Source organism: Niabella sp. ZPM-14, from assembly GCF_055693045.2.
This window is the reverse complement of record NZ_CM181148.1, coordinates 3,348,340-3,372,406: the sequence shown is the minus strand read 5'-3', so window position 1 is coordinate 3,372,406 and position 24,067 is coordinate 3,348,340. Positions and strand designations below refer to the sequence as shown.

General features: G+C 47.7%; 26 protein-coding genes. 17 read left to right on the top strand and 9 right to left on the bottom strand.

Going from position 1 to position 24,067, the window contains the following annotated elements; all coding sequences use genetic code 11:
- Positions 1 to 308: 308 nt before the first annotated feature.
- The 3 genes from ACU37H_RS14345 (at position 309) to ACU37H_RS14335 (ending at position 3,693) form a co-directional block, all read left to right on the top strand.
- Positions 309 to 1,736, top strand: coding sequence for a TolC family protein (locus ACU37H_RS14345; RefSeq protein ID WP_472704297.1), 1,428 nt, complete (start codon positions 309 to 311; stop codon positions 1,734 to 1,736).
- Between the two features lie 115 nt (positions 1,737 to 1,851).
- Positions 1,852 to 3,210 carry an efflux RND transporter periplasmic adaptor subunit gene (locus ACU37H_RS14340; RefSeq protein ID WP_472703419.1) on the top strand — a complete coding sequence of 453 codons (1,359 nt, stop codon included), beginning with the start codon at positions 1,852 to 1,854 and terminating at the stop codon, positions 3,208 to 3,210.
- 21 nt (positions 3,211 to 3,231) lie between these two features.
- Positions 3,232 to 3,693 carry a VOC family protein gene (locus ACU37H_RS14335; protein WP_472703420.1) on the top strand — a complete coding sequence of 154 codons (462 nt, stop codon included), beginning with the start codon at positions 3,232 to 3,234 and terminating at the stop codon, positions 3,691 to 3,693.
- A 399-nt stretch (positions 3,694 to 4,092) separates the two neighbouring features.
- Here the strand turns inward: ACU37H_RS14335 and ACU37H_RS14330 are convergent, their stop codons facing one another.
- The gene (locus ACU37H_RS14330; protein ID WP_472703421.1) at positions 4,093 to 4,371 is read right to left on the bottom strand and encodes a barstar family protein; all 279 of its coding nucleotides are present in this window, start codon (positions 4,369 to 4,371) and stop codon (positions 4,093 to 4,095) included.
- On the bottom strand, positions 4,368 to 5,090 hold the full coding sequence (locus tag ACU37H_RS14325) for a ribonuclease domain-containing protein (RefSeq protein ID WP_472703422.1): 723 nt from the start codon (positions 5,088 to 5,090) through the stop codon (positions 4,368 to 4,370). The genes ACU37H_RS14330 and ACU37H_RS14325 overlap by 4 nt, the downstream gene beginning before the upstream one ends.
- Positions 5,091 to 5,603: 513 nt before the next feature.
- On the opposite strand from ACU37H_RS14325, the gene ACU37H_RS14320 reads away from it, so the two are divergent.
- Positions 5,604 to 6,500 (top strand): 3-hydroxyacyl-CoA dehydrogenase family protein, encoded by an 897-nt coding sequence (locus ACU37H_RS14320; RefSeq protein WP_472703423.1) that lies wholly within the window; start codon positions 5,604 to 5,606, stop codon positions 6,498 to 6,500.
- Positions 6,501 to 6,558: 58 nt separating this feature from the next.
- Here the strand turns inward: ACU37H_RS14320 and ACU37H_RS14315 are convergent, their stop codons facing one another.
- Positions 6,559 to 6,999, bottom strand: coding sequence for a type I restriction enzyme HsdR N-terminal domain-containing protein (locus tag ACU37H_RS14315; protein WP_472703424.1), 441 nt, complete (start codon positions 6,997 to 6,999; stop codon positions 6,559 to 6,561).
- A gap of 41 nt (positions 7,000 to 7,040) precedes the next feature.
- Here ACU37H_RS14315 and ACU37H_RS14310 point away from each other — a divergent pair, with 41 nt between their 5' ends.
- The 5 genes from ACU37H_RS14310 (at position 7,041) to ACU37H_RS14290 (ending at position 12,483) form a co-directional block, all read left to right on the top strand.
- The gene (locus ACU37H_RS14310) at positions 7,041 to 7,811 is read left to right on the top strand and encodes an AMP nucleosidase (RefSeq protein WP_472703425.1); all 771 of its coding nucleotides are present in this window, start codon (positions 7,041 to 7,043) and stop codon (positions 7,809 to 7,811) included.
- A gap of 95 nt (positions 7,812 to 7,906) precedes the next feature.
- Positions 7,907 to 8,305, top strand: coding sequence for a hypothetical protein (locus tag ACU37H_RS14305; protein ID WP_472703426.1), 399 nt, complete (start codon positions 7,907 to 7,909; stop codon positions 8,303 to 8,305).
- Between the two features lie 148 nt (positions 8,306 to 8,453).
- Positions 8,454 to 10,157 carry an ABC transporter ATP-binding protein gene (locus ACU37H_RS14300; protein WP_472703427.1) on the top strand — a complete coding sequence of 568 codons (1,704 nt, stop codon included), beginning with the start codon at positions 8,454 to 8,456 and terminating at the stop codon, positions 10,155 to 10,157.
- Positions 10,158 to 10,840: 683 nt separating this feature from the next.
- Positions 10,841 to 11,890 carry a tRNA preQ1(34) S-adenosylmethionine ribosyltransferase-isomerase QueA gene (queA, locus tag ACU37H_RS14295; protein ID WP_472703428.1) on the top strand — a complete coding sequence of 350 codons (1,050 nt, stop codon included), beginning with the start codon at positions 10,841 to 10,843 and terminating at the stop codon, positions 11,888 to 11,890.
- 263 nt (positions 11,891 to 12,153) lie between these two features.
- Positions 12,154 to 12,483: an MmcQ/YjbR family DNA-binding protein gene (locus ACU37H_RS14290; protein WP_472703429.1), complete on the top strand. Its 330-nt coding sequence runs from the start codon at positions 12,154 to 12,156 to the stop codon at positions 12,481 to 12,483.
- Positions 12,484 to 12,485: 2 nt separating this feature from the next.
- On the opposite strand, the gene ACU37H_RS14285 is transcribed toward ACU37H_RS14290, so the two are convergent.
- Together ACU37H_RS14285 and cysM are read right to left on the bottom strand one after the other, a co-directional pair.
- Complete coding sequence (locus ACU37H_RS14285; RefSeq protein WP_472703430.1) at positions 12,486 to 13,043, bottom strand: 2'-5' RNA ligase family protein; 558 nt, start codon at positions 13,041 to 13,043, stop codon at positions 12,486 to 12,488.
- Positions 13,044 to 13,057: 14 nt separating this feature from the next.
- Complete coding sequence (gene cysM, locus ACU37H_RS14280) at positions 13,058 to 13,939, bottom strand: cysteine synthase CysM (RefSeq protein ID WP_472703431.1); 882 nt, start codon at positions 13,937 to 13,939, stop codon at positions 13,058 to 13,060.
- A gap of 134 nt (positions 13,940 to 14,073) precedes the next feature.
- Here cysM and ACU37H_RS14275 point away from each other — a divergent pair, with 134 nt between their 5' ends.
- From ACU37H_RS14275 to ACU37H_RS14265, 3 genes are all read left to right on the top strand, one after another.
- Positions 14,074 to 15,483, top strand: coding sequence for an FAD-binding oxidoreductase (locus ACU37H_RS14275; RefSeq protein WP_472703432.1), 1,410 nt, complete (start codon positions 14,074 to 14,076; stop codon positions 15,481 to 15,483).
- Between the two features lie 53 nt (positions 15,484 to 15,536).
- The gene (locus ACU37H_RS14270; protein ID WP_472703433.1) at positions 15,537 to 16,232 is read left to right on the top strand and encodes a hypothetical protein; all 696 of its coding nucleotides are present in this window, start codon (positions 15,537 to 15,539) and stop codon (positions 16,230 to 16,232) included.
- A 75-nt stretch (positions 16,233 to 16,307) separates the two neighbouring features.
- Positions 16,308 to 16,469, top strand: coding sequence for a DUF6728 family protein (locus ACU37H_RS14265; RefSeq protein WP_472703434.1), 162 nt, complete (start codon positions 16,308 to 16,310; stop codon positions 16,467 to 16,469).
- On the opposite strand, the gene lpxB is transcribed toward ACU37H_RS14265, so the two are convergent.
- Complete coding sequence (gene lpxB, locus ACU37H_RS14260; RefSeq protein ID WP_472703435.1) at positions 16,458 to 17,600, bottom strand: lipid-A-disaccharide synthase; 1,143 nt, start codon at positions 17,598 to 17,600, stop codon at positions 16,458 to 16,460. The two genes, ACU37H_RS14265 and lpxB, sit on opposite strands and share 12 nt — an antisense overlap.
- A 59-nt stretch (positions 17,601 to 17,659) precedes the next feature.
- A complete protein-coding gene (surE, locus tag ACU37H_RS14255; protein WP_472703436.1) occupies positions 17,660 to 18,508 on the bottom strand; it encodes a 5'/3'-nucleotidase SurE in 849 nt (282 codons plus the stop codon).
- A gap of 467 nt (positions 18,509 to 18,975) precedes the next feature.
- Between surE and ACU37H_RS14250 the strand changes: the two genes are divergently transcribed.
- The 4 genes from ACU37H_RS14250 to creD all read left to right on the top strand — a co-directional run bounded on the left by ACU37H_RS14250 (position 18,976) and on the right by creD (position 21,880).
- Positions 18,976 to 19,470: a hypothetical protein gene (locus tag ACU37H_RS14250; protein WP_472703437.1), complete on the top strand. Its 495-nt coding sequence runs from the start codon at positions 18,976 to 18,978 to the stop codon at positions 19,468 to 19,470.
- Positions 19,471 to 19,569: 99 nt separating this feature from the next.
- Positions 19,570 to 20,184 carry a hypothetical protein gene (locus tag ACU37H_RS14245; protein ID WP_472703438.1) on the top strand — a complete coding sequence of 205 codons (615 nt, stop codon included), beginning with the start codon at positions 19,570 to 19,572 and terminating at the stop codon, positions 20,182 to 20,184.
- Between the two features lie 20 nt (positions 20,185 to 20,204).
- A complete protein-coding gene (locus ACU37H_RS14240; RefSeq protein WP_472703439.1) occupies positions 20,205 to 20,495 on the top strand; it encodes a winged helix-turn-helix domain-containing protein in 291 nt (96 codons plus the stop codon).
- Between the two features lie 56 nt (positions 20,496 to 20,551).
- Positions 20,552 to 21,880: a cell envelope integrity protein CreD gene (creD, locus tag ACU37H_RS14235; protein ID WP_472703440.1), complete on the top strand. Its 1,329-nt coding sequence runs from the start codon at positions 20,552 to 20,554 to the stop codon at positions 21,878 to 21,880.
- Positions 21,881 to 21,969: 89 nt separating this feature from the next.
- On the opposite strand, the gene ACU37H_RS14230 is transcribed toward creD, so the two are convergent.
- A complete protein-coding gene (locus ACU37H_RS14230) occupies positions 21,970 to 22,458 on the bottom strand; it encodes a ribonuclease H-like YkuK family protein (protein ID WP_472703441.1) in 489 nt (162 codons plus the stop codon).
- Positions 22,459 to 22,673: 215 nt separating this feature from the next.
- Between ACU37H_RS14230 and ACU37H_RS14225 the strand changes: the two genes are divergently transcribed.
- Positions 22,674 to 22,910 (top strand): hypothetical protein, encoded by a 237-nt coding sequence (locus tag ACU37H_RS14225; protein WP_472703442.1) that lies wholly within the window; start codon positions 22,674 to 22,676, stop codon positions 22,908 to 22,910.
- Between the two features lie 43 nt (positions 22,911 to 22,953).
- Here the strand turns inward: ACU37H_RS14225 and ACU37H_RS14220 are convergent, their stop codons facing one another.
- Positions 22,954 to 24,063: a PA0069 family radical SAM protein gene (locus ACU37H_RS14220; protein WP_472703443.1), complete on the bottom strand. Its 1,110-nt coding sequence runs from the start codon at positions 24,061 to 24,063 to the stop codon at positions 22,954 to 22,956.
- Positions 24,064 to 24,067: the final 4 nt, after the last annotated feature.

Sequence of the window (24,067 nt, the reverse complement as noted above, 5' to 3'; positions counted from 1 at the left end):
TATCACGTTAATTTTATGGCTTGGATTCTAAAACGCTAAAAGCCGGACCGTTGCTGACCTGTACCACACTATCAGGACTCCAAATTTAGTATTTAACCTTAAAAGAGCCAAAACACCAACTGCCCTCTGACCTACTCCCTCAGTTTCCTAAAAACTATATTGATACTCAGGAGAAGGTTGTAGGCCTTCTCATGCGCCAACCACAGGACTGTCTCAGGCACGTTAATAATATTTCGCATCCATGTGCCGTCTGTTTTCTTTATTCTATCGTATTTTTATGTAATTAAATATTTTAGAGCTTGAATCTTATGAGGCATCTTACCATTGCTTTATTCACTATTTTCTCCACCATTTCCCTGCTTGCCCAGGAAAAATGGGACCTGAAACGCTGCGTAGACTATGCGATCGTTAATAATATTTCTGTGAAACAGGCCGATGTTCAGGCGCGATTTGATAAGCTGACGCGGGATCAAAGCATCCTGGCGCTGTATCCACGGGTCAGCAGCCAGCACAGTGGCGGGTTCCAGTTTGGACGTTCGATCGATCCGACATCAAACCAGTTTACCACCAACCAGATCCTTTTTGCCAATCATGGGCTTGATATAGGTCTCGACCTGTTCAACTGGTTCAGTAAAAAGAACACCGTAAAAGCCAATGAATACCTTGCCCAGGCCAGCGTGGCCCGGCTCGAAAAAGCCAAGAACGATGTTAGCCTCAACGTAGCCAACGCCTACCTGGCAGCCCTCCTGAACCGCGAACAGATCAATGTAAATAAAGTGCAGGTGGCACAAAGCCGGGAGCAGTTCGACATTATTAAAAAACAAGTAGACGCAGGTGCTTTGCCCGAATTGAACATGGCCGAGGCCGAAACGCAATACGCCACAGACAGCTCGAACCTGATCACTGCAGAAACGAATTATATCTTATCGCTGCTGCAACTCAAAGCAGTGATCAACCTCGACGCAGACATACCGTTCGATATCGTGGTACCGCCTGTAGAAGCAATCCCAGTGGAAAGCTTGTTAGACCTGGATCCTGCCAATGTTTTTCGATCGGCATTGGAAAATCTTCCTCAGCAAAAAATCAATACGCTGAACCTGAAAGCCAGCGAACGGAATGTCGCCGTGGCCCGGGCAGGGCTCTACCCTTCTTTGTCCTTTTTTGGCGGATTGAACACCCGCTATTCTAACGCACAAAGAACGATTCCTAATAGCTTCCAGATGGTTACCACCACCGTTGGAAGCGTGGACGTGAATGGCGTTTCTTACCCGATTACTACGCAGACCAACCAGCCGGTAGGGTTTGATAGAAACACATATTTCAGGCAATTAAGTAATAACTTTAGCCAGAATGTGGGTTTGGGCCTGAACATTCCTATTTTTAACGGGGGAATGGCCCGCACCAACTGGAAAAAGGCCAGGCTGGACCTGGAGAACCAGCAGCTGTTGCAGGAGCAGGACACCCGAACACTGAAGCAGGATATTTACCAGGCGCATACCAATGCCCTCGCTGCCGTACAAAAATATAATGCGAGTAAAGTGGCGGTAGCATCAGCGCAAAAGGCATATGACTTTGCGAAGAAGCGATTTGACGTGGGCCTGCTACAGCCTATCGACCTGATCTTAAATCAAAATAATTTATTCAGAGCAAAGATCAATCTCATATCCGCACAGTATGATTACGTGTTCAAGATGAAGCTGCTGGAATTTTATAAAGGCCAGGGGCTGAAGTTGTGAAGGACCGGGGGTGATGGGCAATGGACAATGGACAATGGGCGATGGGCGGTGGGCGATGGGCGATGGGGAATAAGCAATAAGCTAAATGGAAATTTCAAATCAGAAATAATTCAGGATGAGTAAACGTTGGCAAAAAATATTGATTATCGGAGGTGCCGTGCTCGCTGCGGTATTTCTTATTGTCGTCAACCTCAATAAGGATAAGGGCGGCATACAGGTAACCGCTGAAAAAGCGGCTAAACGCTCGATCACAGAAACAGTAACGGCCAGCGGGCAGATCTACCCGGAATACGAAGTAAAGATCAGCCCGGATATCAGCGGCGAGGTAACCGAACTGACGGTGGCTGAAGGCGACAGCGTGCGAAAGGGACAAGTGTTAGCGCGCGTGTATGCTGATGTGTATGCCTTACAACGCGACGAAGCTGCTGCACGTGTGGGCCAGTCGCAGGCAACCGTAGCCAACAGCAAAGCAGCGCTGGGCGCGCTTAAAGCAACGCTCGACCAGGCACAGCAACAATATGACCGGAACAAACAATTGTATCAGGATAAAGTGATCTCCAAAGCTGAGTTTGAACAATTCGAAGCCAGCCTTTCATCCGCTAAAGCCAATTACAACGCTGCGCTTCAGAATATCCGCAGCTTACAAGCCGGCGTAACCTCTTCGCAAACGGGGCTTACCTCCGCTAACATCACCCTGAGCCGGGCCACCATTGTTGCGCCTATGGATGGTGTAGTATCCTCACTCAAGATCGAAAAGGGAGAGCGTGTGGTAGGGACCGCGCAGATGGCCGGAACCGAGATGATGACCATCGCTGATATGAACACGATCGAAGTGCGCGTGGATGTTGGAGAAAACGATATTGTCAAAGTGAGCATTGGTGATCTGGCAGATGTGGAAGTGGACGCCTACAACGACCGCAAGTTTCGCGGGGTAGTCACCAAAATAGCCAGCAGCGTGAAGTCTGATTTGAGTGCTACCGCTGTCAGTACAGAAGTTACCAATTACGAAGTGCGGATCCGCCTCGACAAGTCGTCCTACCAGGACCTGCTTGAAAAAGGTCAGAATAAATTTCCCTTCCGTCCGGGTATGAACGCCCGCGCTGATATCAAAACCCGTCAAAAGGACAATGTCATTTCCGTGCCTATTGCCGCAGTCAACGCGCGGGTGAAAGGCAGTGATAAAAGCATGGCCGATTCCAAAAAGGAAAATGAAAAGGCCAACACTACAGATGCGGCCGAAGACGCGGGCGACAGCGATATGGAAGAAGTGGTCTTTATGGTAATGAAGGACGGCGTGGTGAAAAAGCGGGTGGTGAAGACGGGCATACAGGATATCAACTACATCGAAGTGACCCAGGGAATCAAGCCCGGCGATATGATCGTGACAGGGCCCTACAGCGTTGTCAGTCAGACTTTGAAAGATGGCGACAAGATCAAGATCGTGAGCAAGGACGAACTATTCAAAACAAAATAATTTCAATCGTAAAATCAACTTATGTTAAGAGCTGTTATTGTAGCGCTGTTTTTTTCCTGCTGCCTGGTGGCGGGTGCTCAACAAACTGAATCGCCGAAAGCCGTACTGAATCACCAGGCCCTGTATGTAAGAGATCTCAAGAAGTCAGCTGACTTTTATAAGGATATCATTGGCCTGGAACAAATTGAAGAGCCGTTCAAATTAGGCAAACATGTATGGCTGAAGACCGGCCCTCATACTTCCTTACACCTGATACTGGGAGCTGAAGCGAAAAAAGATTATTACAAGAACCATCATATCTGCTTCAGCGTACATTCGCTGGAAGATTTTATGGCGCTCCTAAAAGATAAGAAAATCGATTGGGAAGATGTGGCCGGTAAAAAAGGAGGCGTCACTTCCCGAACCGACGGGATCCGCCAGATCTGGCTACAGGACCCTGATGGCTACTGGCTGGAGATCAATAATGATCAGCAGGGGTTTTAAGAGGCAGGTCGCTTGGGTGGTGATGCCAGAATAGGACCTGCTTTGGAGATGGCAACCCCAGTTCCTTAGCTACGGTAGCTATGTCTGCGTGGCGACGTGTGCCGTTGTGCCATTGGCTCTCTGCAAAGACTGCATATTTGCCTGCGAAGTCAATTATAGTTAAGCTCTGAATGATCCAATGTAAGTTAGGATTCATTTTTCTCCCGAGCATTAAGCTTCTATAATATGTGTTCAGGCAAGCTGCCTCTGATAGCGCGTAAAAAGCTTTAATCATAAGCAAAACTACATTGAATTTATCGTCGCCTGTGCTGTAGCCTCAATAAGCATATGGTAAGTAACAACCAGTCCCTTGAGTTCTTGGTATTATTATCCAAAGCCTTGAACAACGCTTGCTTCAACTTATGGCTTTCTTAAGTAATACTCAAAAATAAGTGCGCTTTCCAGCGCTTCGGCAGCCTCGTCAAACAATTGAATGAGCTTATCGAAGGTTTCCAGCTGCGACATGGACAGGTTGATAAATTGTACCGAAACCGGCAGGGGCACATCTCCTGTAAGGCTATCCCACAACGCGTCCAGGTTGTTACCAAAATGCTCCGGAAGCTGCAGTTCGCGGCGCGCCACTTTATAAAAATCCTCCATCGTTCCGATGCGCTCAAAATCGAAGATTACGGGGTTCATTGCTGCTTAAAAGTTTTATAGTGATCGTGCGTAACATATATCAGTCCATCGCTGGAAAATAGTAGCCGGTCGGCATTGCGGCGGCCGCAGTTGTAGTTCAGATCCGCTTCAAACCACTTGCGCCCCTCAGCGGCAGGCAGCCTTCCCTCCCGGTTGCTGAATCCATCTCCGCCGATGGCTCTGTTAGGCAACACCTCGCAAAGATTACCCTCCGCAGCTACCCAACCCCGCTTCCTGGCTTCACTTTTACTGATATAATATTCCGGCAACTTGCGGTTCTTCTTCACGTAGGGCACTACCACTTTCTCACTCGTCAGTTCGTCAATTCGCATCATCCTGGCCTCAACCGTGACAGCATCCTCTTTTGTATCTTTCTTGGTGCTGAAAAAAGCGATGCCTCCGGCCAATAGTAATAACAGCGCGATGAGGCCAAGGATCTTATTGTTTATCATCATATCTGATCGAGGTTTGATTGGTCCGTCAAAATTACAGAAAGTGTAGCTGGCAAATCTCAATAAGTAAGCGCTTCCGGGACGAATGTCTAACAAAGTTTTAAGCGGCAATGGATTTGCCTTCGACATCATACCGGTCTTATGGCTCATGAACACAATGATCAGCAGGGAAGCCCGGTGTGAAATGATCTTATCATTATTGGCACACCATTTCAACTTTCCACCTCTCTTGTTGTATTCATTTCTTTTACAATAGCCGGATAACACTGACAGCAGGTTACTTCAATACTATGACACGTTCCGGACGTATCCGGCGCGGTTCCGAACCTGTCCGGCGTGGTTCTGCACTGATCCATACTATTATTATAATCATTCGTAGTAGTTGGCAACCCGTCTGAAGCGGTTCTACACCCCTATCGCGCGGTACGAAGCCGCTTGGTACCGGTTGTTCCGCCCCGAAATATACGTTCCGGACCTCTAAATAGAAATAGCGCAACCTGTCCGAACCAGTTGCCGACCTGTCCGGATGGTTCCGGAAGCCGGCGGTACTATTCCGGAACGCTTCGGGCCTGTTTCCCGGCGGGTACCTAGAGACGGAGAAGGGCCTAAGGCGGGCATAACCAATAGTAAAGTGTCTTTGGGTGCAAAACATTTTTCTTTTTATGTGATTTTTTACCGCAAAGTGCGCAGCGTAGGATAAAAACGTTCTGCACCCTGTGAAATCCGCGGGCGTATCCGTCGGGATTTTTTCATTATCTTACCTATACATAAATTCCTGGTATGATCAAAAATGTTTCAGTCATCGGAGCAGGAACCATGGGCAACGGTATTGCACATGTATTCGCTCAGCACCACTTCAATGTAACATTGATAGACATTTCCGCTGCGCAGCTGGAAAAAGCCATCGGAACCATTGCCCGTAACCTGGATCGACAGATAGGAAAGGAACTGATCAGCGAAGAACAAAAGAAAGACATACTTCAAAATATACAAACTGAAACGGATCTGAGCGAAGGCGTATCCAGCGCTCAACTGATCGTCGAGGCCGCATCGGAAAACGAAGCATTGAAGCTGGAAATTTTCCAACAGCTCGACGAAGCTGCACCACAGGACTGCATCCTGGCCAGCAACACTTCTTCGATCTCTATTACAAAGGTCGCGGCCGCCACGAAGCGTCCCAGCCAGGTGATCGGCATGCACTTTATGAACCCGGTGCCGGTGATGAAACTCGTGGAGATCATCAACGGGTATGCTACAGATAATTACGTGACCGGAACCATTGTTGAACTTAGTAAGCAATTGGGCAAAACGCCCGCCATCGCCAGTGATTACCCGGGTTTCGTTGCCAACCGGATACTAATGCCGATGATCAATGAGGCCATTTACACGCTCCACGAACAGGTAGCTGATGTCGAATCTATCGACACCATCATGAAACTGGGGATGGGCCATCCTATGGGGCCTTTACAGTTGGCAGACTTTATCGGGTTGGATGTTTGCCTTTCCATTTTAGAAGTGTTGTTCGACGGATTTCGCCATCCGAAATATGCTCCCTGCCCCCTGCTGGTAAATATGGTCACTGCCGGAAGCCTCGGTGTTAAGTCGGGCGAAGGCTTTTACAGCTACACACCGGGCAGCAAAGAATTAATAGTCAGCCCCAAGTTCAGAAGGGTTTAATAAGTAATGAAAAACTTTCCCCCTAAGATTCCGTCGCTGCGCGCTGTATGACGGTCGATTAAACGCCAAATACAGGCAGTGCGTCAATCTCGATCAGTTGCCCGTCTTTCTTTTGCCAGCCATAACTATGGTTGCCATTGGTGATCACCAGGTATTGCGCGGGCAGGGTAATATGATACCGCAGCACCTGGTGAAGCACAGGATCAGCCATAGATATCTTTTCACTCTTACATTCCACTAACATCCATGGCTGATGATCGGCATCATACACTAAAATATCGAACCGCTTTTTCAAATCGCCCAGGTAGAGCTCCTTTTCCAGTGCCACCAGGGATTTGGGATAACGCATGACCTGCAAAAGATATTGAACAAAATTCTGGCGCACCCATTCCTCGTCCTGGAGCAGCAGCCACTTCCGCCGTATCCCATCAAAAATATGAGGCTGATTGTTACGCAGTTCTATCCTGAAATCCGGCTTGGGGTATTCGATCAAAATCATCAGTCCAAAAATAAAAGATTAATTTAGCTAAAGTAATTTATATGAAGACAAAACAAGATATTGTAGAAAACTGGCTCCCGCGCTACACCGGGGAAAGTTTAAAGAACTTCGGCAATTACGTCCTGCTTACCAACTTCAGCAACTATGTCAAAATGTTTGCAGAGTGGAACAAAGTCGATATCGTCGGCGAAGGAAAACCGATGCAATGCGCTACAGCCGATGATATCACGATTATCAACTTTGGAATGGGAAGTCCCACAGCCGCTACTGTGATGGACCTGTTAACTGCCATAAAACCAGAAGCAGTACTGTTTCTCGGGAAATGCGGCGGTTTAAAAAAGCGCAACAAAGTCGGCGATCTCATCCTGCCCATCGCCGCGATCCGTGGTGAAGGAACGTCCAGTGACTATTTCCCCCCGGAAGTGCCTGCGCTACCGGCCTTCGCCTTACAAAAGGCCGTAAGCACTACGATAAGGGAAGCTAAAACCGACTACTGGACCGGCACCGTTTACACCACGAACCGGCGGGTATGGGAACACGACGAGCCGTTCAAAGAGTACCTTAAAAAAATAAGGGCCTACGCCATTGACATGGAAACAGCCACCATCTTCAGTGTAGGCTTTTACAATAAAATTCCAACGGGTGCGCTTCTGCTGGTGAGCGATTCTCCCATGATCCCCGAAGGCGTCAAAACAGAAGAAAGCGATAAAAAGGTTACGGCTGATTATGTAGAAAATCATTTAAAGATTGGCATCGGATCGTTGCGGCAGCTGATCAATAACCGGCAGACGATCCGGCATTTAAGATTTTAACAGAATGCTGTAGCCTGCAGATGGCATCGGTTTTGCTGCTTGCCTATGGCCGCGCGTTTGGTCTGGTATTAACCCTCAAAACATAATTAACACACATGAAAAAAGTACTATCTTCTTTGTTGATCGTCGCCGTGTTCTTATCTGCAGCATCCTGCAGTCACAAAAATTCACCGTCTGGTAATAATTCAGGAAAACTGAAAGCACGCTTCGAGATCGCCGGTCTTTGCTCCAATTATACCTTTAGCCTGATCGAAGGAACAGCCGACACTTCCTTAGTCGAATCTTCGTGGACGAATCCTCAAAGCGACAGCACATACACAAATGCGTTTGGAGTAAAGAACCCCTGCGATCTTCCGGAAGGCTTGAAAGTGGGTGATGAATTTTATTTTGAAGTCGACAACAACCGGCCCAACAGGTGCATGGTATGCATGGCTTATTACCCCACACCCACTAAAAAGCTTAACATAAAAGTATTGGAGGTGATCAAAAAATGATTAGACTAAATTGGGGAATGAAAATTTTCACGAAGGATACAAAGCTTTTTTCTGCATGATTTCTTTAACCTCAGCATTTTCCATGAACGATAAAAAGCCTCTTGAAATTTATCAACTCCCTAATAACGGACAGTAATTCAAAAAGATAATGCCGGACCCATTACTTTCTATACAAGACCTTTCGATCAGCTTCGCTACCGAGCGAGGGCTACACAAAGCTATAGACCATATCTCTTTTGATGTCGGGCACGGTGAAATCGTCGCATTGGTGGGCGAAAGCGGATCAGGAAAGTCCGTTACGTCGCTTTCTATTCTCCAGCTCCTTCCCGCTCCCCCTGCGGTCATTGATAGCGGCCGCATCTTATTCAGCGAGGACGGCAGCCAAGCTGTTGACCTGCTGAAGTTAGGCACGCGTGACCGGCAGAAGATCCGGGGCAATAAAATATCTATGATCTTCCAGGAGCCGATGACTTCCCTTAATCCCGTCTTCACCTGTGGTCAACAACTGACGGAAGCCCTGTTGGTGCATCACCGCATGTCTGCGCAGGAAGCCAAAGCGCAGGCCCTGGCATGGTTTGAAAAGGTGAAGCTTCCCGATCCGGCAAGTCTCTTTGACCGCTATCCCCATCAGTTGAGCGGCGGACAAAAGCAGCGGGTCATGATTGCCATGGCCATGTGTTGCCGGCCCGCCTTGCTGATCTGTGATGAGCCTACCACGGCGCTCGACGTGACGGTCCAGAAAAGCGTCCTGACATTGATCAGAGAGCTGCAGCAGGAAACGGGCATGGGCGTCATTTTTATTACGCACGACCTGGGCGTGGTGGCGGAGATCGCTGACCGGGCCGTGGTCATGTACAGGGGGGCCATCATTGAAGAAGGCGCGACCGCTGAGCTGTTCCGCCAGCCTCAACAAGCCTACACAAAGGCATTGATGGCTTGTCGCCCCGTCCACCACCGGCGCGGGGCGCGATTGCCGGTGGTGAGTGATTTTTTAAATACTGCTGAGCCCGGCGTTACCCCGATGCCTGCTGTTGAAGTCGCTACCAGGCTCACTGATATTGATCAGCCTTTGGTCAAAGTGGAACATCTTTCCGTCTGGTTTCCGAATAAAAAAAACTGGCTCGGGCAGCCCGTCACTTATACCAAAGCGGTGAATGATGTCAGTTTCGAAGTATATAAAAACGAAACACTGGGAATTGTCGGCGAAAGCGGCTGCGGAAAAACCACCCTGGGGAGAACCTTGTTACAACTCATCCCGGCAACGAAAGGAACCGTGCTTTACGAAGGCAAAAGCCTGCGACTCTACACTTCGGGGCAGTTACGCGCATTGCGACAACAGCTTCAGATTGTTTTCCAGGATCCTTATTCCTCTCTCAATCCCAGAAAAAAGATCGGTGCTGCGATTGAAGAGCCGCTGAAAGTACATGGCATTCTTAAAACAGCCGCTGAAAGAAAGCGAAGGACACTGGAGCTGCTGCAAAAAGTAGGCTTGCTCCCCGAACATTACAGTCGGTATCCACATGAGTTCAGCGGCGGTCAGCGCCAAAGAATCGTAATCGCGCGCGCGCTGGCGCTTCAGCCGTCGTTTATCATCTGCGACGAATCTGTATCCGCACTGGATGTAAGCGTGCAGGCGCAGGTACTGAATCTCCTCAACGATCTGAAAAAAGAATTTGGCTTTACGATTGTCTTTATCAGTCACGACCTGAGCGTGGTGCGCTATTTTAGCGACCGCATCATCGTCATGAATAAAGGCCGGATCGAGGAAATGGGAGCAGCAGATGATATCTACGAGCGCCCTCAAACAGCCTACACCAGGCGGTTGATCGACGCGATACCGAAGGCGGTTTAACCGCTTAGTGAATACCTCACAGGTTTCAAAACCTGTTACGATTGAACAATCCTTTTCAAATATGTCTAATGCATATGCTAAATCCATCAATAAGCAAGATCTCCGGACCGGTAGCCTGTTGAAGAACGATTTAAACGAAAAGAGATCATAAAACGAACGCTACCATACGTCTATCATCGGCTATATACTAACCAATCCTGTGCGCCATCAATTTTGCAAGACGGCTCCGGAGTACAGGTATTCAGCTTACCCTGCATTACTATCCTATCAACCCACACTGTTGTTACGCGAAGCGATGATTGACTGGTTCGGCAGCAGAAAGGCATTGGTCAGTTATATTCAATCATACCAAAAAACGATCCCGGATGGCAGCCCATATTTGGAACAAACTCCGGTCGGATACGCCCGGGCGTGGCCAACTGACCAAAACGCCGTGACAGACGGTATCTCCCGGCCCGAAAGTTGATATACACTCTATTACACAGTACTTAATAGAAAAAATGGTGATAATATGCAAAAAAAAGACTACCTTTGCAGCCACAAAATCGAAAACCGGTGCCGTAAGACCGGGGCTCGGCAGGATAAAAATGCCTCATATTGAGGCAAATTTAACCCCCAACCTCAGCTTCAATCTCACTGTTTTTTATTGATTTTGCATCACTAAAAGAAAAGAATTATCCTACATGAAGCTTTCACAATTTCAATTCGATTTACCGCTTAACCTTATCGCCCAACATCCGGCAAAAAAGAGAGAAGACGCGCGTATGATGGTAGTGCATCGTCATACCGGAGAGATAGAGAACAAACATTTCCGCGACATCCTCGATTATTTTGATGATAAGGATGCGTTTGTAGTGAACAACACTAAAGTATTCCCCGCGCGCATGTATGGCCGCAAAGAAAAGACAGGTGCGAAAATAGAAGTGTTCCTGCTGCGCGAGCTGAACAAACCTAATCGTCTTTGGGACGTAATCGTTGATCCGGCCAGAAAAATTCGTGTCGGCAACAAATTATATTTTGGAGAAAACGAGGAGCTCGTGGCCGAAGTGATTGACAACACTACCAGCCGTGGCCGAACCATTAAATTTTTATGGGAAGGAGACGAAGAAGGATTCCGTACACAACTCGAAGCGTTGGGTGAAACACCTTTACCTAAATACATTAAGCGCAAACCGGACGAAGAAGATAAAGAGCGCTATCAAACCGTGTATGCCAAGCATGAAGGTGCTGTTGCAGCGCCCACAGCCGGACTGCACTTCAGCCGCGAACTGATCAAGCGCCTTGAGATAAAAGGTATCCGCTTTGCGGAGATCACGCTGCACACCGGCCTGGGAACCTTCCGCCCGATTGAAGTGGAAGACCTGAGCAAACACAAAATGGATGCAGAATATTTCCGCATCGAGGAGCAGGCATGCAAGATCGTGAACAAGGCAAAGGAAACCGGGCACCGTATCTGCGCGATCGGTACCACTACCATGCGCGCCATGGAATCTTCCTTCACCGCTCAAAAAATGTTGAAGCCTTCGGAAGGCTGGACGAACACTTTTATTCACCCGCCTTATAACTTCAACATTGCGGACTCCCTGGTGACCAACTTCCACCTGCCTAAAACCAGCCTGATGATCATGACCAGTGCGTTTGCAGGTTACGAGCTGGCTGTTGAAGCTTACAAAAAAGCCATTAAAGACAAATACCGGTTCTTCAGCTACGGAGACGCGCTCCTGATCCTGTAAAACTTACTTAAAAAGAAATAGGAATGGCCGTCAGTAGTGATGGCCATTTTCATATACACGATGTTTTATTAAAGTGCTGTTTGTCGAACAACAATCGTGAACTATCCGGAATGTGTATGCGGTGAAAGAAAGTTTACTATGTTTTCTGTCCTAAAAGAAACACGCAAAGAAGCACCAGGAAAAACAAGAAAAATGTTATGCACCCTGTTTTTTGAATAGCCGGCAGTTCCGGACCTTTGCAGATCTACGTTAAAACATCGATCATGAACATTGAAAGCATTCGCGAATACTGTTTAAAAAAACTGAACGTTGAAGAAACGCTGCCTTTTGGCCCTGATACGCTTGTATATAAGGTTAACGGGAAGATCTTCCTGCTGATGGGCATGGACAACGACCCCTTATCATTCAACGTCAAATGCAATCCGGATAAAGCGATTGAGCTGAGGGAACAATATGATACCGTGTTGCCAGGCTATCATATGAATAAGAAACATTGGAACACGGTCGTAGTAGACGGCGCTATCCCCCCGCGTGAATTACAAGAATGGATCGATCATTCTTACGAACTGGTAGCTAAGCCCAAGAAGAAATAGCATTACAGGTTTTTGGTGGAGATAACATTCCACTTCGCTTTGTCATGTTGTAACAAGTGAACTGCATCTACATGAAAGACATCAGGAAAAACACTATCCCGAAATTCTTCCCAGGCAACCTTGAATTGCTCAGGCGTCAGATCCCGGTAGGCCACAGTCATATGAGGATGGAAGGTTTTATCAACAGGCTGTATCAACCCGGGGATCAGTAATTGCAAACCTGACACCAGCTCTTGCTGGATCACCCGAAGCGCTTCACTTTCTCGGGGCTGGATGAACATGACCGGATTCTTTTTATTGGGAAACGCCCCAAAACCTTCCAGCGCAATGTCAAAAGGCGGGACTGAAAGCGCAAGACCACTGAACCATCGCAACAAGCGGTCGTGCAGCGCGGCAGGCACTTTCATCGGTGCCTTTAAAGTAATATGCGGATATACCCTCAAAGCGCGCTGGCTGCTGAACCGTTCAGCGATATCCAATTGTATCAACCGTACTTTTTCCTGTAGCTCCCGGTGGGGAATGACCGCAATAAAATATAGGTTATGTTCTTTCGCCGTCATTGCAAACCGTCGATTTAATCGAATAAGTCGGATGATAAGTACCTGTCGCCACGATCGCAAATGATACAAACGATAACACCGCTGTCGATCTGCTTCGACAGCTCGACCGCTGCGTGCACAGCGCCGCCGCTGCTCATTCCGGCAAAAACAGCTTCTTCCCGCGCCAGGCGTTTAGCCATCGTGCGGGCATCCCGCTCGTCCAGCTCGATCACCTGGTCAATCCGGCTTTTATCAAATATCTTCGGCAAGTACGCTTCCGGCCATTTTCTTATGCCGGGTATGCTTGAATTATCCGTTGGTTGGCAACCCACAATTTGTACGGCCGGATTCACCTCTTTCAAAAACCTTGACACGCCCATAATGGTACCGGTCGTTCCCATGGAAGACACAAAATGCGTGATCTGACCATTGGTATCTCTCCAGATCTCCGGCCCCGTGGTTTTATAATGCATGGCCGGGTTATCAGGATTAGCAAATTGATTAAGCATTAAGTACCCGCCTTCTTTCAACTTCTCATTCGCGTAGTCTATCGAACCTTCCATGCCGCGGTCTTTGGCTGTCAGCGTTACCTTCGCGCCAAAAGCCTGCATGGTCAGCACACGCTCCCGGGTGGCGCTTTCGGGCATTACCAATTCGATATCGATTCCAAATAAGTTGGCGATCATAGCCAATGCGATGCCGGTGTTGCCACTGGTGGCTTCGATTAACCTGGTGCCCGGCTGGATCTCTCCCCTATCCAAAGCACCCTTGATCATTCCGTAAGCTGCACGGTCTTTCACACTGCCGCCCGGATTATTTCCTTCCAGCTTCGCATAGATCTTCACATTCTTATTAATAGCTATTTTATTGAGTTCGATAAGTGGTGTATTTCCTATTTGTTCGAGTATACCGGCCATGTTTATTTATTTAGAATCTTTCAAAGATAAGTATGTTGATGGTATCGGCTAATGCGCACCGGGATCATCTGCCGACTGCAAAAGCATCCGCATCCGATCTCAGTTGCATCACATAAAAAACTATATTTACAGCGATGGAACCATTACAAAATAACATAACAGACGATATCGCCCAATCGTTCAAAAATATTGTGGGTATTGACTATTTTTTTGCAGATGAGGAATCGCTGCAACATTATTCCCACGACGAAACAGAAACCCTCAGCTTTAAACCTCATGTGGTACTAAAGCCCCGAACCGCCGCAGAAGTCAGCGCCATCTTAAAGATCTGCAACGAACATCAAATTCCGGTCACGCCCCGCGGGGCCGGCACAGGACTGAGTGGCGGCGCGCTTCCCCACCTGGGTGGAGTGGTTGTCTCTACGGAAAGATTCAACCAGATACTGGACATCGACGAGCGGAACCTCCAGGTCACCACAGAGCCAGGGGTCATTACCGAAGTGCTGCAGCAAGCTGTGGCCGAAAAGGGCCTTTTTTATCCTCCGGACCCGGCAAGTAAGGGATCTTGTTTTATCGGCGGAAATATTTCTGAAAACAGTGGCGGCCCGCGGGCTGTGAAATATGGTGTGGTAAAAGATTATGTCCTGAATCTGCAGGTGGTGCTTCCTACCGGGGAAATTATCTGGACAGGGGCCAACGTTCTGAAAAATTCGACGGGCTACAACCTCACGCAATTGATTGTTGGAAGCGAAGGAACCCTGGGCATTGTGACCCAGATCGTTCTGAAACTGATTCCCCTGCCAAAATATGACCTGCTGATCCTGGCCCCTTTTGCCAGTCTCGAAAAAGCATGTGAAGCAGTGAGCGCTATTTTCAGGGCGGGCTTTACTCCGAGTGCATTGGAGTTGATGGAGATCGACGCTATCAAGATCGTCAGCAACATGGTCGACAGCCACACGGTGCCTGTCAACGACGCGATTGAAGCACACCTCTTGATTGAAGTCGATGGCAATGACACGGAGGTCCTGTTTAAGGAAATGGAACAAATCGCGGGCGTGTTGGAACAATACGAAGCGGGCGAACTGCTTTTCGCCGAAGACGCCCAGCAAAAAGAAGAGCTATGGAAATTGCGCCGCAAAGTAGCGGAGTTTGTTAAAATGGTGGGATATACCATCGAAGAAGATGCGGTGGTGCCGCGTGCTGAGCTACCCCGGCTGATCAAAGGCTTAAAGGCATTGGGCCGGGAACATGACTTTGATGTAGTGGCTTACGGACACGCCGGAGATGGCAATCTCCATATACGGATCAAAAAAGAAGGTGTCCCGGACAGTTATCAGCACCCGGAAATGGACGTCATTGTAAGAGCCTTGTTCCTGCTGGTCAAAGAACTGGGCGGCACCATCAGCGGTGAACACGGAATTGGTTTGATCCAGAAAGGTTTTATGGATATCATGTTTGAAGAACGGCAGCTCCAAATCATGAGGGATATTAAAAAGGTCTTTGATCCGAATGGCATCCTGAACAGGGGCAAAATATTTGACTAGCAGACCTCAAGAAAAATAAATACTAATTTTACGCTATAAAATCATAATAGTAGATGAATAAATTGTTTGGTGTAGTCACTGTCCTGTTAGTTTCTTTGTTGATCAGCAACACGACCATTGCACAGGAAGAAGAAGTTAAAGTACGCAATGCAAATGAAGATCCTGAATTGCCGGAAGAGAAAGGCTTTAAAAAGCACAATCTGTTTACGGGTGGTGGTGTAACTGCCTCTTTTTTTACCGGCGGGTCCGTGCTTGGAGCCAGCCCCGTGCTGGGTTATAAGCTCAATGATTATGTAGACGGTGGCGTGGTGCTGAATTATGTGTTCAATGGCTCCCGCGACGTGTATGAATACAATGATAAGCTGCGCCAGCATGTGTTCGGCCCCGGCATATTCGCAAGGGCTTATCCCGTTCCCTTCCTGTTTGTGCAGGCACAGTTGGAACATAATTTCACTAACATCAATTATACGGGATCCGGCTCTGCCAGGCCTGATGAAAAATACCGGGCCGGCGCCACATCTTTACTTTTGGGAGGAGGATTATCGACCGGCCGCAACAAAGGCGGGACCACCTTCTTCTATTTTTCCGTCTTGGCTGATGTGCTGAAAGACCGTAACAGTCCGTATGTTGACGTGTCGTATGACCCCAATAATGGCGCACAGCGCATCAGGATCATACCGGTACTTCGCGCGGGTGTTAATATCGGCTTGTTTCAGAAACGATACGGCGTATATGATGATGCCTATTAACGAAACAGAGACCACCATCGAACCAGGTTCATAAAAGTACCCTGGTCTTCTACATCAATAAAATCGTTCAGCGTTATGGGCGTATGGAAACAATTAGCAGAATATCTTTTTCTCAGGAAGAAAGATCCGGACAGGCCAAAAAGCAGTTGGGTAGGTTATATGCACAATATCAACCGGCTCAGTATTTTCCTTTTTATTATCTGCCTGATCATCCTGGCGATAAAACTATTGCGCTAAATCGATGATAATCTCCGCTGCCTTAGCAGAAGCTTCACCTCCCTGGCTCAACAGGTGGCGCAATGCTTCGTAATCGCGGCGGATCTGCTCCTGTTTCTGCTCATCGTGCAGGAGTTTGTTGAGTTCACGGGTGAGATTAGCAACGTTCATCTCACTTTGTATCAGCTCCTTCACCACCTCCCGGTCCATGATCAGGTTGACCAATGAAATATATTTGATGCTGATCACTCTCTTCGCAATCTGGTAGCTGATTTCAGATCCCTTGTAACATACGACTTCGGGAACGCCAAACAGGGCCGTCTCCAGCGTTGCTGTTCCGGAAGTAACCAATGCCGCAACAGACTGCCTGAGCAGGTCATACGTGCGGTTGTTGACGATGCTGACATTGGGATAAGGGCTGGTGAACCTTTCATAAAAAGAGGTTTCCAGCGAGGGGGCCTGCGCCACTACAAACTGATGCTTCGGAAAGGCCTTGCTCACCTCCAGCATGACCGGTAGCTTTTTTTCAATTTCCTGCTTGCGGCTTCCCGGCAACAGTGCGATCACCGGTTGATCCGCCGGATTCCCGTCAGCTTTCTTGATAACAAGATCGTTAGGCTCCCCTTGTCTTTTAGTAATTTCCTCAATCAGCGGATGGCCTACGTAGGTCACCGGCCAATGCCACTTTTGCTCAAAATAGTCCTTTTCAAACGGCAATATCACCAACATTTGATCAATGCACTCTTTCATCATCTTCACCCGATTTTCCTTCCAGGCCCACACCTGCGGCGAAATATAGAAAGCGACTTTGATGCCTTGCTGCTTTGCCCATTTGGCAATCCGGAGATTGAACCCCGGGTAGTCGATCAGCACCAGCACGTCGGGTTGAAACTGCTCAATGTCCTGCTTGCACAATTTCAGGTTTTTCAGGATCGTGCCCAGGTTCTTCACCACCTCTATAAAGCCCATAAAGGCCAGGTCGCGGTAGTGCTTCACCAGCCTGCCTCCGGCCGCCTGCATTTTATCGCCACCCCAGCAACGGATATCCGCCTGCGGATCTTTTTGTTTGATAGCCGCGATCAGGTTGCTTCCATGAAGATCACCGGAAGCCTCACCGGCAATGATGTAGTATTTCTTGTGAATGGGGTTCAAGAGTATCGTTGATAGCGTAATTCAATTTTCTTTGAGATCTTTTCAAATCGTCACAATCATCATTCTGACTTGCGCATGGATTTTCGTACCACTTTCTTGATCGGCTTCTTCACGCTGCGGTCTGTCTTGTCTTTCCAGTTCTTTTCCAGCTTCTTTTTCAAGGCGTAGTCTGTCAAATCGAATTGTACCGGCACTATGCTGACATAGCTATTCGCCAGGGCCCACACATCGCTGTCGCGTGCATTATCAAAATTGATGAACTCGCCTGTCAGCCAGTAATAGTTTTTTCCGCTGGGGTCTTTGCGTTCCAGGAAACTTTCTTTGTACTTGGCGTAGGCTTGTTTGCAGATCTTATGCCCCTTGATCTCAGACAAAGGAAAATCGGGAATATTCACATTGAGCAACACATGTTTGGTCAGTTTGCCTTTAAGCATTTTTTCCGTCACAAGGCGCGCGTAATGCTTGGCCGCGGCAAAGTCTGCATTGTGATCGTAGCTCATCAAGGAAAAGCCGACCGCTGGAATGCTTTCTATAGCCGCTTCCATCGCCGCCGACATGGTGCCGGAATAAATAACATTAATGCTATGATTAGGGCCGTGATTGATCCCGCTCAAGCAAAGGTCTGGCTTACGGTGCAGCACTTTGTCCACTGCCAGCTTTACACAATCCACAGGAGTGCCTGAACAGGAGTAAGCATCGATCCCAGGAAACAGATCCGATTTCTGTAACCGCAAAGGGTGACCAATCGTGATGGCATGCCCCATTCCCGATTGAGGTTTGTCGGGCGCCACGATCACAATCTGTCCCAGGTCTTTCACGGCCTCGTACAACGCCCTGATACCGGGAGCGCTAATTCCATCATCATTGGTGATTAATATAACCGGTTGGTCTTTCTTCGATTTTGCCATAGTAGCAAATGTAAGTGATAACTGGGTAATTGGGTGAAGTGAACGCCTCGGGCAGGCAATTGAATAATCGAAGGCCTGCCCCTAATGCACGAATGGTTCTTTAGATCTATAAATGCGATCATGTTTTAGCAAAAAACAGTCTTATTCAGATATGGATAATGCACGAATAACCCGTTTTAAAGTCAGCCGACATGATCAGGTAGTATTAAAAGAAAATTTATCCTGTATGGGCAGAACCGTAGGTTCGATGTTCTTTTGGTAACGCCGCGCTTCAGCACAGTCAATCAGTCTATCATTGTTGAGTGCCGCAGGCCCGATCCGTCGTAAGGCCCGGGCAAACTCCTTTGAGGAAAGCCAATTCCTAATAAATTGATAAAATCGGGAAAACCGCAACCATCCGGAACACTCCTGCCGTCTAATGTTTAAAGCGCTTGTAACAATAATAGTCACAGTCAAAATTTAAGATCATGAAGAAGTTAATCATTGCCGCAATCCTGCTCATCTCGCTTTCGTTCGGTAAAAGCGCATCGGCTCAGCTAAGCATCAATATCAATATCGGTAATCAACCTGCCTGGGGACCTGTTGGTTATGATTATGCCCGGTATTATTATCTCCCCGCTTACAATGCTTATTACGATGTCAACTCAACCCGCTTTATTTATCCAAGTGGCAGCAGATGGATTTATGCCTCTTCCCTGCCCCGTCATTATGGCCGCGTCGATTTGTACAACACGTACAAGGTGGTGGTGAACAGGAATTACGCGCCTTATCGCGATAACAGGAGAGACCTGTCAGACTATGGCCGTTACAGAAATGTACATTCACAATCAGTAATCCGTGACAGTCGCAACTATCGTTATTACGAAAGCCGTTATCATCCCCGGCATAAAGAGTGGAAAGGCCGCGGACATGACAGACATGATGACCGCGACCATCACCGGGGCGGCCGCCGCGGTCGATAAAAATAAATGACCTAATAAGATAAAACCATCTCATCCGGGATGGTTTTATTTTTTTGTTTTCGTCATTTTTCATTTACTTTGTATCTCAAAGCGCTTTTTATGAATGAAAATATAAAAGACGATTTACAGCATATCCGGAAGATGATGGAGCAATCTTCCCGCTTCATTTCGCTCAGCGGCCTGTCCGGCGTGGTTGCCGGGGTGATCGCACTCGCAGGGGCTGTGACCGCCTATTTTATTTACGATACAGACGGCAGTAATTATTTCGATGGCAGGACGGATATTTACAACCAGACGCTGGTCATGCAACTTTTTTTACTCGCGGTCGTTATCCTCGTAGGCGCTGTGGGGATGGGCATTTTCTTTACCATAAGAAAGACCAAACGCAAAGGCCTGAAAATCTGGACGAGGACAACGCAACAACTCGTGACGGCCCTGGGTGTTCCGTTGATAGCAGGTGGCCTGTTTTGCATCGCTTGCTTGTACCAGCATAATTTCATTGTGATCGTTCCCGCCACCCTGGTATTCTACGGATTAGCGCTGGTCAGTGCAGCGAAGTACACCTATTCGGACATTCAGTACCTGGGGTATTGCGAGGTATTGCTCGGACTGATTGCGTTGTTTACCCCGGGTTACGGGTTGTTATTCTGGGCCGTTGGATTTGGTGTCTTACATATCATATACGGCATTGTGATGTACAGAAAGTATGAATAAGCGAATTTGATTTATTTATTATGAGCCTGATTAGTCAGTTAAATAAGGATTTCGAAAGCAGGGTACGACTGGGGATCATGTCGGTGCTGGTGGTCAACACTTGGGTGGAATTCCTGGAGCTGAAAGATCACCTGCAGGTGACAGATGGCAACCTTGCCAGCCATATCACCGCGTTGGAACAGAAAAAATATATCGAAGTGAAAAAGGAATTTGTCGGCAAAAAAACAAAGACTTCTTACAAAGTCACACGGCAGGGAAGGCAGGCCTTTGAAGCACATATCAATGCGCTTGAAAAACTATTGAAAGGATAGGAATTTTTTTTATTTAACAGCTTTGAATTTCAAAGCGCTTTCTAAAAACAATAAAAATGGAACAAAAACAGTCTCAATCAGTGCCTCAAGGCTTTTTTGAAAGAAACAAAACGATCATCAAAGGTTTCCTGATTGGTTTTCTCATTTTGCTGATGCTCATTCCCGCGGCATTATTGAGAGGCCTGGTACAGGAGCGGGAGCAACGCCAGAATGAAGTTATTAACGAGATCAGCTCCAAATGGGCGTCGGCTCAAACCATTGTGGGGCCTGTGTTGACCGTGCCTTACAAAGAGTATAGTAAGGGAAAAGATGGTGCGCTCATTGAAAATGTAAGATCTGTTTTCTTATTGCCCGAAGCATTAAAGATCAATGGTGTCGTGCTGCCTGAAGTGCGCCACCGGAGCCTGTATGATGTGACTTTATACCGGTCTTCCATCAAACTAAGCGGCACCTTCAACGTTAAGGACCTGAGATCTTTGCAGTTGGTTCCGGAAAACATTGTGTGGAACGAAGCCAAACTGGTCCTCGGATTGGATGACGCCCGCGGACTGGAGGAAGATGTCGTATTGAAATGGAACACGCTCCGCTCTGCTATGGACGCAGGCGTTCCCAACAATCCGATCGTCAGCAAGGGACTTGCCGCCACCATCGCTTTCAACGCTGATACCTCGAACAATTTTGAGATTGAGCTTAAACTGAAAGGCTCGGAAAATCTCTACTTTACACCGGTGGGTAAAAACTCGACGGTAGACCTGTCTTCTAAATGGAAACATCCTGCATTTGACGGTCAGTATTTACCCACTTCGCATACGATCTCAGATAGCGGTTTTTCAGCACAATGGAAAGTCCTGCAGGTGTCGCGGAATTATCCGCAGGCCTGGATCGATGGCACTTATAAACTGGAGGAATCTGCTTTTGGCGTAAGGCTGGTGCAGCCTACGGACAATTACGCTAAGACCGAGCGCTCGGTTAAATACGCGATTCTCTTTATTGCGCTTACATTCACGGTGTTCTTTTTTATGGAGATCATCCAGAAAAGACAGATCCACCCTTTGCAGTACCTACTGGTAGGATTTTCGCTCTGTGTGTTCTATACCTTGTTGCTATCTATTTCAGAATACCTGGGCTTTAACCCTGCTTACTTCATGGCGGCGGCGGCTACGGTGGCGCTGATCGGCCTGTATGTCTGGAGTATGTTTAAAAAGGGAAAAGTGGCGGCAGGCTTTACCATCGCGTTGGGCGGGCTTTACGGATATATTTTCATTCTGATACAGCTACAGGATTATTCGTTGCTATTCGGTAGCATTGGCTTGTTTGTCATCATCGCTATCCTCATGTACTACTCAAGAAAAATTGATTGGTACGGGGCCACGCAAAATCAATGATTGCCAAGATGTTGATCCGGTTGCAGACTGATCTTTCGGTCTGCAACTTTTATTTTGACGACGCAGCGCCGGACTTCTGCATTGAACCTTTACTGGACCACTTTATTGGCGCAGGATGAGCTGGCGAACGCGTCTGGTTTAGCTTTGAAGGAGAAGCCCATCCCGGTGATATATCCGATGGCTTCTTTAAGCGCGTCATTGCTTTTGTAGAGCGGGCTGGTATTAATATCCACGTGCACTTCCATATCCACATTATGATTGGTAAACACGCTGCTCAGGTGATAAGCGATCTCTATGCTTTTAGAAACCTCTGTCATCATCCGCTGCTTGATACTCATTTTTTCTTTCGTGGTCTCATTGTTCAGGAACATAAAGCCGCCCCGACCCTTCCGGATGAATACAATTACGGTAGCAAATTCTGTTTGGGAACCCTTCACCTGGCTGTCGGTGCCGATACATACTTTCAATGTATGACCTAGCTCCTTTTCGCGGAGTATGGCGCCTTGCACCTCATCTTCAATGTAGCTTTTGAGGTACTCGCCCGTCAATTTCCTCCATTGTTTTGTTTGATATTGCATGGGATAAACGTTTCATCTGTTTAATTATCGATATGCTGAAATCTGATAAAATGAGCCAGATAATCAATCCGTCCAATCACCCTAAGCGCGCATGGCCTGTTCTACAACGTTATCACTTAAAATGGACACAGCACGGATAAACTTATTCACATATGTGCATGACACAGGCGCTGATCTTGGCATAATATTTATTCCAAAAGAGATAAACCTAAATTATGAAATCTTTACTACAGCTCCGCATTAAACTTTTGTTATCCTGTCTGGCCTTAACTTGGGTCAGCCTTGTTTATGGCCAGGATGATACTAAGAAAATAGAAGTGGATATCGATACCAAGAGTCCGGCTGAAAACGCCAACAGCTTCTTTATGCAGCCCTGGGTCTGGGTCGTAGGCGGAGCAGTTTTCATCCTGCTGCTGGTAGCGCTGCTGCGCGGGAACAGGAAATCGGATTAGGGACGCAGCACCCCTCTTACCGGATTTAGGTGCGTTCAAGCTTTTAAAACAAAGTAAACTGTTGCCCCGGCCTTTTGAAGCTGCTGAGGTTGAGCCCTGTTTTGCCCTCATTCATGTTGTACATTTTTCCATATTTCGCATACTGCTGCGCGATGATGTCTGCAATGCTTCCTTCGCCACGCATGCGCAATCCCCAGCGGCTGTCGTTGACCTTTCCGTTGTGGCTTTGCTCAATGAGGTGCCAGATCTTATCCGCCCGGTCCGGGAAGTTTTTATACAGCCAGTCATGAAACAACAGTTTGATAGCGCCGTTTAACCTGATAAAGGTATAAGCGGTGAAAGTAGCCCCTGCGTCGGAGGCCGATTTCATGATGCGTTGCATTTCATGATCGTTCAGCCCTGGTATCATCGGTCCCATCATAATACCCATCGTGACGCCCGCTTTACTTAACTCTTCAATAACCTTTAAGCGCTGAACAGCTGTGGTAGTGCGGGGTTCCATGACGCGCCGCAGGTCTTCGTTAAAAGACGTAACCGACACCATGGCACGAACCAGGTTTTTCTGCGCCATTTCCTGCAGCACATCCTTGTCGTTGAGTATGCCGGAATTCTTGGTAAGTATGCCTACCGGTTGATTGAATTCGTTACAGACTTCCAGCAAACCCCGTGTGAGACGGTACTTGCGCTCGGCCGGCTGATAACAATCGGTATTGCCACTCAGCATGATCGGCATGACTTCCCACTTGGGATGCATCAGCTGTTTGCGTAACAACTGCGGTGCATTTTTTTTAACGATGATCTTCCGTTCGAAATCGAGACCTGCGCTGTATCCCCAGTATTCATGCACATTGCGCGCATAGCAGTAAATACAGCCATGTTCGCAGCCGGCGTAAGCGTTCATGCTGTAGGCCATACCTACATCCGGACTTTCCACCTTATTTACAATGGTCTTAGCCTGCTGTTCGATATACTGGGTCGCCACGTTAGGTTCCTCCCAATCGTCGATGGCCTCGATATGCTCCTTTACCTGTTCATTTTTAAGAAATCGATTGGGCGTGTTGATCTGCGCCCCACGCCCCTGGAGGTATTGTGTTTGTTCCTCTTTTTTGGCAATGGCTACTTTAAAATGGTCTTGCTTTAATTTTTGTTGCATGTCC

Coding starts and splice junctions, on each gene's coding strand:
- ACU37H_RS14240 (WP_472703439.1), top strand. CDS start 20,205: ATGAGCCTGATTAGTCAGTTAAATAAGGATTTCGAAAGCAGGGTACGA.
- ACU37H_RS14220 (WP_472703443.1), bottom strand. CDS start 24,063: ATGCAACAAAAATTAAAGCAAGACCATTTTAAAGTAGCCATTGCCAAA.
- queA (WP_472703428.1), top strand. CDS start 10,841: ATGAAGCTTTCACAATTTCAATTCGATTTACCGCTTAACCTTATCGCC.
- surE (WP_472703436.1), bottom strand. CDS start 18,508: ATGGCAAAATCGAAGAAAGACCAACCGGTTATATTAATCACCAATGAT.
- ACU37H_RS14270 (WP_472703433.1), top strand. CDS start 15,537: ATGAATAAATTGTTTGGTGTAGTCACTGTCCTGTTAGTTTCTTTGTTG.
- ACU37H_RS14275 (WP_472703432.1), top strand. CDS start 14,074: ATGGAACCATTACAAAATAACATAACAGACGATATCGCCCAATCGTTC.
- ACU37H_RS14230 (WP_472703441.1), bottom strand. CDS start 22,458: ATGCAATATCAAACAAAACAATGGAGGAAATTGACGGGCGAGTACCTC.
- ACU37H_RS14265 (WP_472703434.1), top strand. CDS start 16,308: ATGGGCGTATGGAAACAATTAGCAGAATATCTTTTTCTCAGGAAGAAA.
- ACU37H_RS14305 (WP_472703426.1), top strand. CDS start 7,907: ATGAAAAAAGTACTATCTTCTTTGTTGATCGTCGCCGTGTTCTTATCT.
- ACU37H_RS14310 (WP_472703425.1), top strand. CDS start 7,041: ATGAAGACAAAACAAGATATTGTAGAAAACTGGCTCCCGCGCTACACC.
- ACU37H_RS14300 (WP_472703427.1), top strand. CDS start 8,454: ATGCCGGACCCATTACTTTCTATACAAGACCTTTCGATCAGCTTCGCT.
- ACU37H_RS14340 (WP_472703419.1), top strand. CDS start 1,852: ATGAGTAAACGTTGGCAAAAAATATTGATTATCGGAGGTGCCGTGCTC.
- ACU37H_RS14315 (WP_472703424.1), bottom strand. CDS start 6,999: ATGATTTTGATCGAATACCCCAAGCCGGATTTCAGGATAGAACTGCGT.
- ACU37H_RS14225 (WP_472703442.1), top strand. CDS start 22,674: ATGAAATCTTTACTACAGCTCCGCATTAAACTTTTGTTATCCTGTCTG.
- ACU37H_RS14330 (WP_472703421.1), bottom strand. CDS start 4,371: ATGAACCCCGTAATCTTCGATTTTGAGCGCATCGGAACGATGGAGGAT.
- ACU37H_RS14345 (WP_472704297.1), top strand. CDS start 309: ATGAGGCATCTTACCATTGCTTTATTCACTATTTTCTCCACCATTTCC.
- ACU37H_RS14320 (WP_472703423.1), top strand. CDS start 5,604: ATGATCAAAAATGTTTCAGTCATCGGAGCAGGAACCATGGGCAACGGT.
- creD (WP_472703440.1), top strand. CDS start 20,552: ATGGAACAAAAACAGTCTCAATCAGTGCCTCAAGGCTTTTTTGAAAGA.
- ACU37H_RS14335 (WP_472703420.1), top strand. CDS start 3,232: ATGTTAAGAGCTGTTATTGTAGCGCTGTTTTTTTCCTGCTGCCTGGTG.
- ACU37H_RS14250 (WP_472703437.1), top strand. CDS start 18,976: ATGAAGAAGTTAATCATTGCCGCAATCCTGCTCATCTCGCTTTCGTTC.
- ACU37H_RS14290 (WP_472703429.1), top strand. CDS start 12,154: ATGAACATTGAAAGCATTCGCGAATACTGTTTAAAAAAACTGAACGTT.
- cysM (WP_472703431.1), bottom strand. CDS start 13,939: ATGGCCGGTATACTCGAACAAATAGGAAATACACCACTTATCGAACTC.
- ACU37H_RS14245 (WP_472703438.1), top strand. CDS start 19,570: ATGAATGAAAATATAAAAGACGATTTACAGCATATCCGGAAGATGATG.
- ACU37H_RS14285 (WP_472703430.1), bottom strand. CDS start 13,043: ATGACGGCGAAAGAACATAACCTATATTTTATTGCGGTCATTCCCCAC.